14 protein-coding genes and 1 pseudogene are annotated in these 14471 nt (G+C 65.4%); 6 read left to right on the top strand and 9 right to left on the bottom strand.

Features of this window, described 5'->3' with window-relative positions; translation table 11 throughout:
• Window positions 1-77: 77 nt before the first annotated feature.
• Complete coding sequence (locus K359_RS0100815) at window positions 78-857, top strand: sulfite exporter TauE/SafE family protein (protein ID WP_029077622.1); 780 nt, start codon at window positions 78-80, stop codon at window positions 855-857.
• Between the two features lie 36 nt (window positions 858-893).
• The gene (locus K359_RS0100810) at window positions 894-1574 is read left to right on the top strand and encodes a DsbA family protein (protein WP_051345925.1); all 681 of its coding nucleotides are present in this window, start codon (window positions 894-896) and stop codon (window positions 1572-1574) included.
• A gap of 107 nt (window positions 1575-1681) precedes the next feature.
• Here K359_RS0100810 and K359_RS0100805 read toward each other — a convergent pair whose 3' ends face one another.
• Entirely contained in the window at window positions 1682-1879 is a 198-nt protein-coding gene (locus K359_RS0100805; RefSeq protein ID WP_029077620.1) for a hypothetical protein, read from the bottom strand.
• A gap of 63 nt (window positions 1880-1942) precedes the next feature.
• Window positions 1943-2830: a LysR family transcriptional regulator gene (locus K359_RS0100800; protein ID WP_029077619.1), complete on the bottom strand. Its 888-nt coding sequence runs from the start codon at window positions 2828-2830 to the stop codon at window positions 1943-1945.
• Between the two features lie 120 nt (window positions 2831-2950).
• Between K359_RS0100800 and K359_RS0100795 the strand changes: the two genes are divergently transcribed.
• Both K359_RS0100795 and K359_RS0100790 read left to right on the top strand, forming a co-directional pair.
• Window positions 2951-3691: an SDR family oxidoreductase gene (locus tag K359_RS0100795; protein ID WP_029077618.1), complete on the top strand. Its 741-nt coding sequence runs from the start codon at window positions 2951-2953 to the stop codon at window positions 3689-3691.
• 55 nt (window positions 3692-3746) lie between these two features.
• Window positions 3747-4646 (top strand): SDR family oxidoreductase, encoded by a 900-nt coding sequence (locus K359_RS0100790; RefSeq protein WP_029077617.1) that lies wholly within the window; start codon window positions 3747-3749, stop codon window positions 4644-4646.
• 184 nt (window positions 4647-4830) lie between these two features.
• On the opposite strand, the gene K359_RS0100785 is transcribed toward K359_RS0100790, so the two are convergent.
• The 4 genes from K359_RS0100785 to K359_RS0100770 form a co-directional block, all read right to left on the bottom strand.
• Window positions 4831-5913, bottom strand: coding sequence for a phospholipase (locus tag K359_RS0100785; RefSeq protein WP_029077616.1), 1083 nt, complete (start codon window positions 5911-5913; stop codon window positions 4831-4833).
• A gap of 24 nt (window positions 5914-5937) precedes the next feature.
• The gene (locus K359_RS0100780) at window positions 5938-6909 is read right to left on the bottom strand and encodes a S1C family serine protease (RefSeq protein WP_029077615.1); all 972 of its coding nucleotides are present in this window, start codon (window positions 6907-6909) and stop codon (window positions 5938-5940) included.
• A gap of 161 nt (window positions 6910-7070) precedes the next feature.
• Window positions 7071-8144, bottom strand: a complete 1074-nt coding sequence (locus K359_RS0100775; RefSeq protein WP_029077614.1) for a DUF2252 family protein — start codon at window positions 8142-8144, stop codon at window positions 7071-7073.
• A 92-nt stretch (window positions 8145-8236) separates the two neighbouring features.
• Window positions 8237-9754, bottom strand: a complete 1518-nt coding sequence (locus tag K359_RS0100770; RefSeq protein WP_029077613.1) for an AMP-binding protein — start codon at window positions 9752-9754, stop codon at window positions 8237-8239.
• Window positions 9755-10062: 308 nt separating this feature from the next.
• On the opposite strand from K359_RS0100770, the gene K359_RS50805 reads away from it, so the two are divergent.
• Window positions 10063-10383, top strand: a complete 321-nt coding sequence (locus K359_RS50805) for a PilZ domain-containing protein (RefSeq protein WP_051345924.1) — start codon at window positions 10063-10065, stop codon at window positions 10381-10383.
• A gap of 85 nt (window positions 10384-10468) precedes the next feature.
• Here K359_RS50805 and K359_RS0100760 read toward each other — a convergent pair whose 3' ends face one another.
• Together K359_RS0100760 and K359_RS50800 are read right to left on the bottom strand one after the other, a co-directional pair.
• On the bottom strand, window positions 10469-10738 hold the full coding sequence (locus tag K359_RS0100760) for a hypothetical protein (RefSeq protein ID WP_029077612.1): 270 nt from the start codon (window positions 10736-10738) through the stop codon (window positions 10469-10471).
• A 186-nt stretch (window positions 10739-10924) separates the two neighbouring features.
• Window positions 10925-11769, bottom strand: a pseudogene (locus K359_RS50800) (LysR family transcriptional regulator).
• A gap of 109 nt (window positions 11770-11878) precedes the next feature.
• Between K359_RS50800 and K359_RS0100750 the strand changes: the two are divergent.
• Window positions 11879-12871: an aldo/keto reductase gene (locus tag K359_RS0100750; RefSeq protein ID WP_029077611.1), complete on the top strand. Its 993-nt coding sequence runs from the start codon at window positions 11879-11881 to the stop codon at window positions 12869-12871.
• 1083 nt (window positions 12872-13954) lie between these two features.
• Here the strand turns inward: K359_RS0100750 and K359_RS0100740 are convergent.
• Window positions 13955-14404, bottom strand: coding sequence for a GNAT family N-acetyltransferase (locus tag K359_RS0100740; protein WP_029077610.1), 450 nt, complete (start codon window positions 14402-14404; stop codon window positions 13955-13957).
• Window positions 14405-14471 lie beyond the last annotated feature (67 nt).

Genomic DNA, 14471 nt, shown 5'->3' with positions numbered 1-14471 from the left:
GTTTTGTGCTGTTGGTATGGCGTTCGGCAGCAAATCCTTCTAGGGTTGCGGCCTCAAACGTGAGTCTGTTCCCCTTGGTGTTTTCCGTAACTCAAAGCGTGCTTGGGCTGGCATCGGGCCTGCTGGGCGGCTTTTCGCTGGGCCTGGTCGGCGGCGGCGGATCGATCCTTGCCGTGCCGCTGATGGTCTATGTGGTCGGCGTGCCCGAGCCGCATGTCGCGATCGGCACCTCGGCGATCGCGGTCGCCGCCAATGCCGCGATCAACCTCTCCAACCACGCCCGCGGCGGCACCGTGATCTGGTCCTGCGCGCTGGTGTTCGCGCTGTCAGGCATTTGCGGGGCCTTCGGCGGTTCGATCCTCGGCAAGATGCTGGAGGGGCAGAAGCTGCTCGCGCTGTTCTCGCTGGTGATGCTGGCGATTGCGGGCCTGATGCTGAAGACCCGCGCGCGGGTCGGGGTGACCGACGTCAAGATGTCGATGTCCAACATGCCCGCGATCATCGGCCTCGGGCTGACGACCGGAACCATGTCCGGCTTCTTTGGCATCGGCGGCGGCTTCCTGATCGTGCCGGCCCTGATGCTGGCGACCGGGATGCCGATCATGAACGCGGTCAGTTCCTCGCTGGTCGCCGTCACCGCCTTCGGCATGACCACGGCGTTGAGCTATGCGTGGTCCGGGTTGGTGTCGTGGGGGCTGGCGGGGCTATTCGTCGCCGGCGGCGTCGCAGGCGGCCTGATGGGTACACGCAGCGCCCGGCACCTGTCGGAGCGGCGCGGCGCGCTTAATATCGTGTTTGCGACTGTGATTATCGTGGTGGCGATCTATATGCTGCTGCGTAACATCAATGTGTCCTGAACGTAGAAGGGCGAAGTGCCCTTGCGAAAGCCAGCCATGAACCATCTGACGAAATCGCCTCTGACCAACGCCGGTGCCACCCGCCGCGGCGCGCTCGGCCTGCTCGGTGCCGGCATCGCGCTGTTGGCCGCAGGCAGCGCGCGCGCCGAGGACGACAACGTTCTGACCGAGGCGCAGGTGCTGCGTGATCCGGATATTCCGGTGATCGGCAACCCCAAGGGCGACATCACCATCGTCGAATGGTTCGATTACAACTGCCCGTATTGCCGCAAGCTCGCGCCGGAGCTGCGTCAGGTGGTGCAGGACGACGGCAAGGTCCGTCTCGTGCTGAAGGATTGGCCGATCCTCGGGCCGGTCTCCAAGGTCGCGTCGCGGATGGCGCTGGCGGCAAAGTACCAGGACAAGTTCGAGGCCGCGCATGAAGCGATGATCTCGGTCAATTCGCGCATCACCGAGCCGCGCATCGCCGAATTGCTCTCGGGCGCCGGCCTCGACATGGACCGTTTGAAGAAGGATCTCGACGCCAACGCCAAGGCAATCGACGCGATCCTGGCGCGCAACAATGAGCAGGCGCTGGCGTTCGGCTTCAACGGCACGCCCTCGTTCATCGTCGGCAAGTATCGCGTGCCGGGTGTGCTCAGCATGGACCAGTTCGAGCAGGTGATCGCCGACGCCCGCAAGGCCAATATGGGCCGCTCGAACGAGAAGAACTTGTAACTCCTCATCCGGGGGAGCTTGGAATGGCAAGACACTCACGACAAACAATCATGGCCTCTCCGGCGCCGGAGAGGCCATTGGCTTTTGTGCCGGCTTGAAATCAACCGTTACTTCTCGGCGATCTTGGTCCACTGCTCGCGAGCGCGCTCCTTCAACAGGTTCCAGTCGTGCGCCGCGACATCCCAATTGACGATGGTGCGCGCGACCTCGCCATTGGCCACGCCCGACGTCCGCATCGAATCGTAGACATAGACGCCGCAAACCAGCAGCAGCGCACCCAAAATCATGCCGAAAAACGTCCGCATCGCTTGAACCCTCCGGTGTCGGCGGGATAACGCCGCAGGGCTCGGTGTGGTTCCGATTGCCCATCAGCCCCGCGCGAACACCCGCATCACATAATCGATGAACACGCGAACCCGCGGCGAAAGCTGGCGGTTGCGCGGATAGAGTAGGGACACCGGCACCGAGGGCGGCGGGCATTGCTGCAGCACCGGCACCAGCGTGCCGTTGGCGAGATCGGTTTCGGCGTGGAAGCGCGGCACCTGCACGAGGCCGAGGCCGAGCCTGGCGCTCGCCAGATAACTTTCGGGGCCGGTCACCGACATCGGTGCGGGCAGCGGAAATTGTTTGAGCGCGCCGTCGATCAAAAACTCCATCGGCCGCAACCGTCCCGTCGTCAGCGAGCGAATGCCGATCATGCGATGGCCGTCGAGCGCGAACGGATCGGTCGGCATGCCCCAGCGCGCAAAGTAATCCGGCGTGGCGCAGGTCAATCGCTCCAGCATCGTCACCTGCCGCGCGATCATGTCGCTGTCGGGCAATTGGCCGAAGCGCAGCACGCAGTCGACACCCTCGCGGATCAGGTCGACCCAGCGATCGCTCTCGCTCATGCTGATTTCGATGTCAGGATATTCGGCGAGGAAGCCCGGCAGATTTGGCAGCAGGAAGTGCCGCGCCAGCGTGCCCTGCACTTCGAGCCGCAACAGCCCCTTCGGCCGCGCGCCGCCGAACGCGCCCTCGGCGTCTTCGAGGTCTGAGATCAACGACAGACAGCGCCGATAGTGCGCCTCGCCGTCGAGCGTCGGCCGGACCGTGCGCGTGGTGCGCTCGAGCAGCCGCACGCCGAGCCGCGCCTCCAGCCCCTTCACCGCGTCCGTCACGGTCGAGCGCGGCAGCCCCAGATCGTCGGCGGCCAGCGAAAAGCTGCGCCGCTCCACCACGCGGGTGAACACGCGCATCGCATCGAAGCGGTCCATCTATTATCCGAAAATAGCGAATAGTGATGCCGGAGTATGCATGATTATCCGGATAGTGACAAGGCATAGTGTCCTCCCATCGAACGCGGCTCGGCCGCACCACCTGATGGGAGACTGAAAATGACTAAACAAACCAACAAGGTAGCTCTGGTGACGGGTGCCTCGCGCGGGATTGGCGCGGCGGTTGCCGAGCGTCTCGCCAAAGAGGGCTTCACCGTCGTCATCAACTATTCCGGCGACGCCAAGCCCGCCCAGGCGGTCGCCGACCGGATCGAGGCCGCCGGTGGCCGGGCGCTGACGGCGAAGGCCGATGTCAGCGATGCCAATGCCGTCCGCGGCATGTTCGACGCGGCGGAAGCGGCGTTCAGCGGCGTCGACGTGCTGGTCAACAATGCCGGCATCATGAAGCTCGGCAAGATAGCCGACAGCGACGATGCGGCGTTCGACCAGCAGGTCGCGGTCAATCTGAAGGGCAGCTTCAACACCATGCGCGAGGCGGCGCGCCGGCTGCGCAACGGCGGACGCATCGTCAACTTCTCGACCAGCGTCGTCGGCACCAGGCTCGAGACCTACGGCATCTATGTCGCGACCAAGGCGGCGATCGAGTCACTGACCGCGATCCTTTCGAAGGAATTGCGCGGCCGCGGCATCACCGTGAATGCAGTCGCGCCCGGCCCGACCGCGACCGACCTGTTCCTGGACGGCAAGTCGGACGAGCTGATCGACCGCTTCGCCAAGATGGTGCCGCTGGAGCGGCTCGGCACGCCCGACGATATCGCCAACGCCGTGTCGTTCCTGGTCGGTCCCGACGGCTCCTGGATCAACGGCCAGACGCTGCGCGCCAATGGCGGCCTGGTCTGACGCTCTCAGACCTTCACCCAACTTGCACTCAATCGACCTCACAGGGATACGTGTCATGAAACAGGTTATCGTCATCACCGGCGCATCGAGCGGCTTCGGCCGCCTCACCGCCAACGCGCTCGCCAGGGCCGGCCACATTGTCTACGCCTCGATGCGCCACACTACCGGCCGCAACGCTGCCGCGGTCGCCGATATCGAGGAATTCGCCAGGGACAACCATGTCGATTTGCGCGCGCTCGAGCTCGATGTCGGCTCGCACGCCTCGGTTGATGCGGCGATCGCGCAAATCGTCGCCGAAGAAGGCCGTCTCGACGTCGTCATCCACAATGCCGGCCACATGGTGTTCGGCCCGGCGGAGGCCTTCACGCCCGAGCAGCTCGCCGAGCTCTACGACGTCAACGTGCTCTCGACCCAGCGCGTTAACCGCGCGGCGCTGCCGCAGCTGCGCAAGCAGGGCAGGGGGCTTGTGGTCTGGGTGTCGAGCAGCAGCTCGGCCGGCGGCACGCCGCCCTATCTCGCGCCGTATTTCGCGGCGAAGGCCGGCATGGATGCGATGGCGGTGATCTATGCTCGTGAGCTCACGCGTTGGGGCATCGAGACCTCGATCATCGTGCCCGGTGCCTTCACCGGCGGCACCAACCACTTCGCGCATTCCGGCCGCCCCGCCGACCAGGCGCGCGTGGCCGAATACGAAGCGGGTCCCTATGCCGGCTTCGGCGAGGAGATCATGAAGGCATTCGCGGCGATCGTGCCCGAGGATGCCGACGCGTCGTCCGTCGCGGACGCGATCGTCGGGGTCGTCGACACGCCGTTCGGCCGGCGGCCGTTCCGCGTCCACATCGATCCGACCCAGGACGGTGCCGAGGTTGCCTTCGGCGTGATCGACCGCGTCCGCAACGAGATGCTGCACCAGGTCGGCTTCTCCGACCTGCTCAAGCCGCGAGATAACCAGTAACGTTGTCCGCGCTGAATCCAGGATAGCGCCCGCGCGGCTCCGTCCATCACCGTCATCCTGAGGAGCGCGCTCTTGCGCGCGTCTCGAAGGATGCACGGCCCCGATGGAGCCGCGCGGCCGCAGCCGGGCCGTCGACCCTTCGAGACGCGCTTCGCGCTCCTCAGGGTGACGGGGAGGGAGTCCCTCAAGCTCCGTCGGCGCGCTCGCCGTTCAGCCACCGGAAGACCTCCGCATTGATCTCGCGCGGATAGGTGTGGCTGAGATCGTCGATCTCGCGATAAACGACGTTAGCGCCGGCGGCCGACAGCAAGCCCTGGGTCTGCCGCGCGGTCTGCACCGGGAACATCCAGTCGAGCCGGCCGTGGGTGATGAAGATCGGCAAGCCGCGCAGCCGATCCGCATCGGCCATGTTAGCCATCAGCGGATGGAAGGTCGCCGCAACCGGCGCCAGATGCGTGAAGCGCGAGGCGCCGTCGAGCCCGCTGACATAGCTGAAGGTGCCGCCATCGCTCATCCCGGTCAGCAGCATGCGGGTCTCGTCGATGCGCCAGCGTTCGCGCACCTGGTCGATGATGCGGTTGAGGTTCGGCGTGTCGGTGTCGTCGCCCATCAGCGCCCAAGTCTGGCCGGTCGCGGTCGGTGCCACCAGGATGGCGCCGCGGCTGCGCGCGTCGCGCAGCCAGCTCCACAGGAAGCCGCGGCCGTTGCCGCTGCCGCCGTGCAGCGCCATCACCAGCGGCCAGGTGCGATCGGGCGTATAATACTCCGGCACATACATCGAGAAGCCGCCGCGGCTGCCCGGTTCGTTGCGCTCATGGAAAATGCCGGTGTTCTCGTTGGGCGTGGCCGCGAGCCTGGCCTGCAGCTCGGCATCCTCGCGCAACTCGGGCGCGAGGAAGAAGGCGCTGACCGGCGGCAGCTCGGTCAAGGGATAGAGCGCCTCCTGCGCCCGCGGCAGATAGCGCAGCGCGCGGAACACGCTGACCAGATCGCCTTCGCCGTTCTGCACCGCGCGCAGGTCCGCATAGCCGGCGAGCGCCGCATCGATCGCAGCTTCAAGTGCGGTCTTGATGTGGTCGAATTTCTCCGGCCATCCGGCGAGAAGCGGCCGCACCGCCTGCAAGGTCTCGTCGGGCTCGCCCGCGATCTGCATCACGCGATCGAAGTCTGGCGGGTTGAGATTGCGCGCGACAAAGGACAGCGATTCCAGCGTCTGCAACAGCGGCGGCAGCACGGCCACGATGTTATCAACCACGGCCTCGCTCATCGCCGCTGCCTCTTTCTCTTCGCTTCAATGCAGCCGTGGCGCCTTCAGCAGCTTCATGCGGTCGGTCGAGGTCAGCGTCACGTCGAAGGTGACGCCTTCGTGGTAGACGGTCAGCGGCACGTCGACGCCGGCCGTGCCGAGCGACCAGAGCTTGCGATAGAACGCGGTCTGGCTCGTCACGTTCTCGCCGTCGACCGCGATGATGACATCGCCGGTCTTCAGCTCGGCGCGCGCCGCCGGACCCTTGCTGGCAATGCCGACCACCACGAGGCGGTTGTCGATCTCGGTCGTGTACATGCCGAGCCACGGCCGCGACGGCTTGTTGACGCGGCCGAACTTGCGCAAATCGTCCAGCACCGGATTGAGCAGATCGATCGGCACGATCATGTTGACATGCTCGGCGCGGCCCGAGCGCTCGCGTTCGAGCTGCAGCGAGCCGATGCCGATCAGCTCGCCGGAGTTGTTGATCAGTCCGGTGCCGCCCCAGTTCGGATGCGACGGGTAGGTGAAGAGCGCCTCGTCGAGCAGGTACTCCCAGTAGCCCGCGAATTCCTGCTTCGCCGCGATCTGGCTCGCGACCGAGCGGGTGCGGCCACCGGCGCCGCCGACCACGACACTGTCGCCGACGCGCGTTGCCGCGGACCGGCCGATCGGCAGCGGAGCGAGATCGAGCCGGCCGAGCGCCTGCACCAGGCCGAAGCCGGATTCGAAATCGAAACCGAGCGCGTGGCCCTCGACGACCCGGCCGTCGCCGAGATGCAGCCACACCGTTGCGGCCTCGGTGATCAGGTAACCGATCGTCAGCACCAGCCCGTCGTCGATCAGCACGCCGTTGCCGGCGCGCTCGGTGCCGAGTGTCTCGGCGCTGAAGGCGTCAGGCGGAATGATCGAATGCAGGCCGACCACACTCGTCAGCGCGCGATCGAGATCGAAGCGGTAATCTTCGGGGCGAGGCTGAAAGGCCGGTGGCACTTTCCATTCGGTGGTGGAGGGCATGGAGGTCTCCGCAGGGGCGCAAGTGCGTCGTCGATAACGCCGTGCGAGGCGAAAAGATCACGGTCCGGACTGTCGTCCGCTTCCGTGATATATAACAGTCAATTGGCGGATGATCGAGATGCCAGATCGGGCACGCGGCTTCGCACGCGTTCAGCATCGGGTCAGCCGCGCCACTCCCGGAAATCGCGTCGCACCTTGGCCTCGGCGATTTCGGCGGCGGCATCGAGCCAGTTGCGCTGTTTCCGCTGCCGCTGCTTGAGATCGTCCTGCAATCGGCTGACCCGGGATGTGCCGGCTGCATGGATCGATGCAAGATCATAGGCCATCGCCTTGATCAGCTTGCGTTGCAGTTTCCGTCCGGCATCCTCGCCGAGCTCGATCTTGTGGGAATCGGCGGCGATACGGCGCAGGATGAAACCGTGACGAGGATGCAGGAACGGATCCGGCGCCCGGTACCGTCCGGTTGCCAGTGCCATGAAGTGAGGCGCGCTGCGGGCGCGGCTGCCATGCGCCCAGTTCCATGCCGACGGCACCAGCGCCTTCGCCTCGCGAACGATTTGGCCGCCGCGCCAATAGGCAATCGCCGCATAGCGCGGCCGTCCGAGGCCGCCGCCACCCTTGCGCAGGATGCGGCACAGCCGAATGCTGTTGCGCGCGACATCGCGCGTCAGGCTCGCGCGCAGCGCTGCGGCGATCTTCGGCGGTGGCGCTGCGGTGGGATAATCTGCGACGTCTTTCCAGAATTTCTTCACCTTCGTCTCATCCGGTTCGGCGTAGGGCCTGAGCCAGGTCTGGCCCTCGAACAACAGCGCTGGTTGCGGATCGTCGAGCCCTTCGCGGTAGCCGTCGAGCAGCGCGGCAGCCGCCTCACTTGCGCTGATCGCCGGGCGCGGCGCGAGCCGGATGCTGGTCGCAAGCCGCACCAGGTCGAGCACATAGGGCATCACGGCGGCCTCGTCGAAATCGTTGACGCCCCAAACCAGCCGTCCGTCGGCATCGCGCCAGGTGCCGAAATTCTCCAGATGCAGATCGCCGACCGAGAGCACCGCCGGCGCATCCATCAGCTCCGGGCACCAGTCGCCGATCTTGCGCGCCCAACGGAAATAGGTCGCACGCAGGAAGATGAACGCACTCTTGCGCATCCGGTCGTGCTTGTAGGCGATGTCGGATCTGACGACGTCGCACTGCTCGGCGAGCCAGGCCTCGAACGCCTTGTTGTCACTGCGAAACGACATGGGACTACCTGCCACGGTCAGCGGCGCCTGCCGATCCTCATTCTACCTCAGAATGTATTTCCGCGAAATATCTCTGATGTCGAGAATCGGCGCTACTCCGTTTTCGCCGATGCGCGCGCCGGCATGATGCGGAAGGCGCGGTCCTTCTTGATCCAGGCGGCGCGCTCGTCGCGCAGCATGGTGCGGCGGACCTTGCCGGAATCGTCTCGCGGCCCGGTGCCGACGCGCTCAAAACTCTCCGGATGCTTGTAGCGGCTGAGCCGGTCCTTGAGGAAATCGGCCATGCCGTCGGCGATCTGTTGTGCATCGGCGCTGTCGGCGAGCTCGAGAATCGCATGCACGCGCTGGCCGAATTCCGGATCGGGCAATCCGACCACGACGCAGGAGCGCACCTCGGGATGTTCGCTGACCGCGGCCTCGACCTCGGCCGGATAGATGTTGGCGCCGCCGCGCAGCACCATGTCGGCGAGCCGGTCGCCGAGATAGAGATAGCCCTCTTCGTCGAGCCGGCCGATGTCGCCGAGCGATTCCCAGCCGTCTGGCCGCCGCTTCGGCGCCGCACCGAGATAGTGATAGGTCGAGCCGGCGCCGTCATTGGGCAGGAAGTAGATTTCGCCAGTCTCGCCGGGCGCGACGTCGTTGCCGTCTTCGCCGATGATGCGGAGCTTCGCGGTCTCGCCGATCTTGCCGACCGAACCCTTGTGCGCCATCCACTCGACGCCGGAGATCACGCAGGCGCCCTGCCGCTCGGTGCCGCCATAGAGCTCCCAGACTCGTTCCGGGCCGAGCCACTCGATCCACTTCTCCTTCAGCCAGGGCGGCATCGGAGCTGCCATGTGAAACACGATCTGCAGGCTGGAGACGTCGTAGCGGTTGCGCACCTCCTCGGGCAGCGCCCAGATACGGTGCATCATGGTCGGCACGAAGTTGACCCATTGCACGCGCTCGCGCTCGATCAGCCGCAGCGTCTCCTCGGCGTCGAACTTCACCATGCCGGTCAGCCGCCCGCCGCCGAACAGCGCGGAATGCGACAGGATGAACGGCGCGTTGTGATAGAGCGGCCCCGGATTGAGCAGCGACGCCTCAAACGGAATCCCGAGCAGCGGCGGCGTCGTGGTCTCAATCACGGCGGGGTTGTGATCGAGGATCACCTTCGGCCGTCCGGTCGAGCCGCCGCTCGTCATCGCCTTCCAGTAGCGCGCGACCGGCGCATCGAGCGGCTCCTCGGAAAATCCCTCCGGCACGAAATTCACCGGCAGCGAATTCGGCGCATTCCAGTCGGCCTCGCCGCCGACCACCAGCGACGGTTTAAGAATCTCGAGCACCGCGGCGGCCTCGCCCCGCGGCAGCCGCCATGACAGCGAGGTCGGCGTCGCGCCGCATTTCCACACCGCAAAGGAGGTCTCGAAGAACGCGTTGCTGTTGGGCAGCCCGATCGCGACGAAGTCGCCGGGCTTGACGCCCTTGGCGGCGAACGCCCGCGCCCGCGCATTGGCGCGGCGCTCGAGTTCGAGCCAGGTCAGCGCTTCAGCGCCGTGACTGACGGCGATGGCATCGAGCGGCTTGCGTTCGGCATACCAGCGCGGCACGTCGGCTAAGGGGATCAGCATGGGGCGTTTCCGTCAAAAAGGGGGGCGGCTTGAAGCGCTCTTGTTGCAGGGATGTGGCCAAAGCCACGGCCGCCACTTCACCAACTATGCGGTCGCCGTGTCAAGCCGACGGCGGCCGATGCGGCCGGTATCATGCTGAGGGAATTGCAGAATCCCGGTTGCCTAAAAGCCACGTCAAGATTCCGGTAAAGTTCAAGCGATCGCGCTAAGCCGGACTTTACGGGGGGACGGCATGGTGGCCCGTGCGGTTGCGTGCCGGGCCTGTCGATCGACGCGCCCGGTCCCCAATGTCTTCGAGGACGACGACGATGGCGAACAATGGAGCACGGATCAAGGTCAGTCGCGAGCCGAGGCGCCAGCTCAACAATCGCGCGGCCTGGATCACAGTCGATGACGGCGCAACCGAGAGCGCCTGCGCCGTGGTCGACATCTCGCCCGGCGGCGCCAAGATCACGACCGAGGTCGAGTTCGAGGTGAAGGACCGCCTTGCGCTGACATTGCTCGCCGATCACGCCAAGCGCTATCCCTGCGAGGTGGTGTGGCGACGCGGCAAGACCTACGGGCTCAAATTCGTAACGGCGGAGCCTGAGCCGACCGAACCGGCTGCGGAGCCGGCCGGCGTTATCTAGCATTCATCGATCAGTATTCGACAGGCTCAGCGAAGCAAATCGCCGATCGTATCGTCGTGCTTTTAGCGGCTCGCGCAAGCGCGCCTCAGCGTCCCGTTGATGCGTTGCCGGTCGTGCCCATCGAGCTTCCCGGAAGGGCCGGTGCCGCACTGCCGGCGCTGCTGCCGGACGACGGTGCAACGCGCTGGCCGGTCTGGGTCGGAAGCGCGCTCCCGCCGACGCCGTTCGACGAAGTGGCACGGTCGCCTGGCCGGGGCGGCAGCGCGCTGCCGCCGCCCGTGCTCTGCGCTAGAAGCTGGGCCGGCGCGAGCACGAGGCCGGCGGCGATGATGATGGCGAATTTGTTCCTGAGCATGCGCTACTCCGAGATCAGGCGGTGAGGCTGCTTCTGTATATAGGGCCGCGACGGAGACGAGACATCCGCCAAACCCTCAAGATTGCGTGTCAATAACGTCGGCCATGTCGGTCGCGTTCCCGGCAGCCGCGTCAACTGCGAAGCAAATATCCGTGTGGAGCGCACTTGGTGCGCGGACGTTCACGGTCAGTCCCGATAGCGCAGCGCGTCGACCAGCAGCGCGAAGGCCGGTGAGGATTGCCGGCGGCTCGGATAATAGAGGTGATAGCCGGGAAATGGCGCGCACCAGTCGTCGAGCACCTGGACCAGCTGACCCTTGGCCAATTGCGCCTGCACCTGATCCTCGGCGATATAGGCAAGCCCAAGTCCGGCCAACGACGCCTTGATCCGCAGTGCGGTGCTGTGAAGACCAATTGTCCGTCGACGCGGACCTTGATCGGGCGTCCGCGTTTCTCGAATTCCCAGGCGTAGATGCCGCCATGGGTCGGCAGGCGAATGTTGATGCAGGCGTGCTGCGTCAGGTCCTGCGGCCGCTTCGGTCGCTCGCGCCGCTTGAAGTAGATGGGCGCACCGACCACGACCATGCGGAAATCAGGCGCGATCCGCACCGCGATCATGTCCTTGGCCAGCTGCTCGCCGAGGCGGACGGTCAGCTCCACCTTGATGTCGGGATAGCGCGGCAGGAACTTTTCCAGCGCCGGCCACAGGATGGTCTCGGCGGCGTGCTCGCCGGCGTTGATGCGAATGGTGCCGGCCGGTTTCTCGCGCAGTGCGTTGAGCGCGGCGAGTTCGGCCTCGATCTCCTCGAAGCGCGGACCGACGCCCTGCAGCAGCCGCTCGCCGGCCTCGGTCGGCGCGACGCTGCGCGTGGTGCGGGTCAGAAGCCGCACCCCCAGCCGTTCCTCTAGCGCGCGCATGGTGTGGCTGAGCGCCGATTGCGATACGCCGAGCCTTGCCGCGGCGCGGGTGAAGCTGCGGTCGCGCGCGACCGCGAGGAAGGCGATCAGGTCGTTGACGTCATGCCGCGGCATTGATGAATCCAGCTCATAAGTCCATCCCGATTTTTACGTCTAATGGCGCGCCTGTGCACGCCCTAAATGCCGCAGCGGCAGGTTCCAGTCCTTGATGCGGAGAGACGACATGCAGAAACGTAAACTCGGTAACAGCAATCTGGAGGTATCGGCGATCGGGCTCGGCTGCATGGGCCTCAGCTTCGCCTATGGTCCGGCGGTCGACCACGCAGCAGGCATCGCGCTGCTCCGTGGCGCCGTCGAGCGCGGCGTCACCTTGTTCGATACCGCGGAGGTCTACGGCCCCTTCGTCAACGAGGAACTGGTCGGCGAGGCGCTGGCGCCGTTCCGCAAGGATGTCGTGATCGCGACCAAGTTCGGATTCGATATCGGCTCCATGGCGGAGCGGCATCGTTCGCTGAACAGCCGTCCCGAGCACATCAGGGCCGTCGCGGACGCCTCGCTGAAGCGGCTGAAGACCGATGTCATCGATCTGTTCTATCAGCATCGGGTCGATCCCGCGGTGCCGATCGAGGATGTCGCCGGCACCGTCAAGGACCTGATCGCCGCCGGCAAGGTCCGGCATTTCGGCCTCTCGGAGGCCGGCGCGCAGACCATCCGCCGCGCCCATGCGGTGCAGAAGGTCACCGCATTGCAGAGCGAATATTCGCTGTGGGAGCGCGGGCCGGAAGCGGAGATCCTGCCGGTGCTGGAGGAGCTCGGCATCGGCTTCGTGCCCTACAGCCCGCTCGGCCGAGGTTTTCTCACCGGCGCGATCAGCGCGTCCACCACGTTCGCGAGCGACGACTTCCGCAACCTCGTGCCGCGTTTCTCGCCGGAAGCCCGCCGCGCCAACCAGGCGCTGGTCGATCAGCTCGGCCGGATCGCCGCCGGCAAGGGCGCCACGCCGGCCCAGATCGCGCTGGCCTGGCTGCTGGCGCAAAAGCCGTGGATCGTGCCAATCCCGGGCACGACCAAGCTCAATCGCCTCGACGAGAACATCGGCGCCGCGCGGATCGAGCTGACGCCCGCCGATCTCGCCGAGATCGGCACGGCGCTGGCGGCGATCGAGGTGCAGGGCGCGCGCTATCCGGAGCATCTGCAACAGATGGTCGGACGCTGAGGGGGAGTTCGTCTGTCAGTCCGAGGCCACGAGACCCGAAATGACGTTAGGTGAGCACGTCTCTCAGGCTCCCTCTCCCTTGCGGGAGAGGGTGGGGAGAGGGGTGGCCCTGGGCGAGATGATTGATCAGGGCACACTACACGCGCAGCTTGCTTGCAGTGGTAGCAGATACGGAGAGAGCTTGCCGTGGGGTACCCCTCTCCCTAACCCTCTCCCGCAAGGGGAGAGGGAACCCTGCCGCCGGTGGCTCCCTCACGCGCGCGTGCCACTGAGTTGCCCGACGACGCAAGCCCTCGCCGCAAAAATATTTCGGTTTATCGGAACAAAAACTCAGTGTATGGTTTGCCCGTCTCACCCGATCGAGGGGCGTTTCGCGATCGTCACGAACGCGGTGTGGGATGCGGTGGACGCTGATTGCGCGACTGACGAGTGCGCATGAAGCGGACGGTGAAGTCGTGTGGTCCTGACGCCCTAGCGGCCGGTGTCCTTTTGTAAGACGCAATTGCGTTTTGCGAGGCGGTGACAAACAAGCCCAGTCTCGCCGGGGAGAGCACGAAGTAAGCCGTAAAACCATCGCGCAGGGAAAGCCGGAGTTTCCGGTGACACCTGTGGTCCTACCTCCCGTGCTTTTTGTTGCACGGGACCCATGGGTGCGATCGGCGCCCGGCTTTCCCTGCGCCCTCTGTTCAACGAGAGGGCGGAACGAAATGCAAGACTCGGGCGATTCATGTCGCGAGAGCGCGGATGTATGACTGACAAGCAGTGCAGCACACTCGATGTCGTCCCGGCGAAGGCCGGGACCCATAACCACAAATGGCAATTGTTGCGCGACGTTGGGGCTATAGTCCTCTTCAACAAGACAACCCTGTGGTAATGGGTCCCGGCCTTCGCCGGGACGACGATTGTGGATGTAGGCCATGTAACATATTTGGTGTCGTCCTGGCGAAGGCCAGGACCCATTACCCCAAATGCGCGTTGTTGCGCGGCGCTGTGGCCTCGAACCCTTTCCCTTCAAACGCCGGTGGTTATGGGTCCTGGCTTTCGCCAGGACGACGGATGGATCAGCGATGCGCGCAGGATTTTTTACGATCTCCACGCCATCTTCAGCACCGGGCGTCCCGAGGTCGGGTTGACGTCCTCGCCGGCATGCACAAAGCCGTTGCGTTCATAGAAGCGGATGGCGCGGGCGTTGTCCTTGTTGACCAGCAGCGTGACGCCTTCGGGCGACAGGCGCTTGGTTTCGTCGAGCAGCGCGCTCGCCAGCGGAGAGCCCCAGTGCGCGGGATCGACCACGAGCTGGTCGAGATAGCCGGTCTTGTCGATGGTGACGAAGCCGGCCAGCGCGCCGCTCGCTTCCGCGACGACGATCGTGGCATCGCGCACCAATTCGTTGCGCCAGCGCTCGCGCCACCATGCCACGCGTGCGTCGAAATCGATCGACGGATAAGCCTGCTGCCAGGTCTGCCGCCACAGCTCGATGGCGGCGTCTTCATCCGCGGCGCGATAGGAGCGGAGATGGAAAGAAGGGCTCATCGAAACACGAACGTCATGCCCGGGCTAAAGCGCGAAGCGCGTCTTCGCGCAGATGACCCGGGCATCC

Origin of the sequence: Bradyrhizobium sp. th-b2, assembly GCF_000426785.1 — a bacterium.
Lineage (GTDB): Bacteria > Pseudomonadota > Alphaproteobacteria > Rhizobiales > Xanthobacteraceae > Bradyrhizobium > Bradyrhizobium septentrionale.
Note: the sequence above shows the minus strand (reverse complement) of the source record. Positions and strands in the feature narration are given on the sequence as shown.

Coding starts and splice junctions, on each gene's coding strand:
- K359_RS0100760 (WP_029077612.1), bottom strand. CDS start 10,738: ATGCTCAGGAACAAATTCGCCATCATCATCGCCGCCGGCCTCGTGCTC.
- K359_RS0100740 (WP_029077610.1), bottom strand. CDS start 14,404: ATGAGCCCTTCTTTCCATCTCCGCTCCTATCGCGCCGCGGATGAAGAC.
- K359_RS0100810 (WP_051345925.1), top strand. CDS start 894: ATGAACCATCTGACGAAATCGCCTCTGACCAACGCCGGTGCCACCCGC.
- K359_RS0100775 (WP_029077614.1), bottom strand. CDS start 8,144: ATGTCGTTTCGCAGTGACAACAAGGCGTTCGAGGCCTGGCTCGCCGAG.
- K359_RS0100750 (WP_029077611.1), top strand. CDS start 11,879: ATGCAGAAACGTAAACTCGGTAACAGCAATCTGGAGGTATCGGCGATC.
- K359_RS0100785 (WP_029077616.1), bottom strand. CDS start 5,913: ATGAGCGAGGCCGTGGTTGATAACATCGTGGCCGTGCTGCCGCCGCTG.
- K359_RS0100800 (WP_029077619.1), bottom strand. CDS start 2,830: ATGGACCGCTTCGATGCGATGCGCGTGTTCACCCGCGTGGTGGAGCGG.
- K359_RS0100770 (WP_029077613.1), bottom strand. CDS start 9,754: ATGCTGATCCCCTTAGCCGACGTGCCGCGCTGGTATGCCGAACGCAAG.
- K359_RS0100780 (WP_029077615.1), bottom strand. CDS start 6,909: ATGCCCTCCACCACCGAATGGAAAGTGCCACCGGCCTTTCAGCCTCGC.
- K359_RS0100795 (WP_029077618.1), top strand. CDS start 2,951: ATGACTAAACAAACCAACAAGGTAGCTCTGGTGACGGGTGCCTCGCGC.
- K359_RS50805 (WP_051345924.1), top strand. CDS start 10,063: ATGGCGAACAATGGAGCACGGATCAAGGTCAGTCGCGAGCCGAGGCGC.
- K359_RS0100790 (WP_029077617.1), top strand. CDS start 3,747: ATGAAACAGGTTATCGTCATCACCGGCGCATCGAGCGGCTTCGGCCGC.
- K359_RS0100805 (WP_029077620.1), bottom strand. CDS start 1,879: ATGCGGACGTTTTTCGGCATGATTTTGGGTGCGCTGCTGCTGGTTTGC.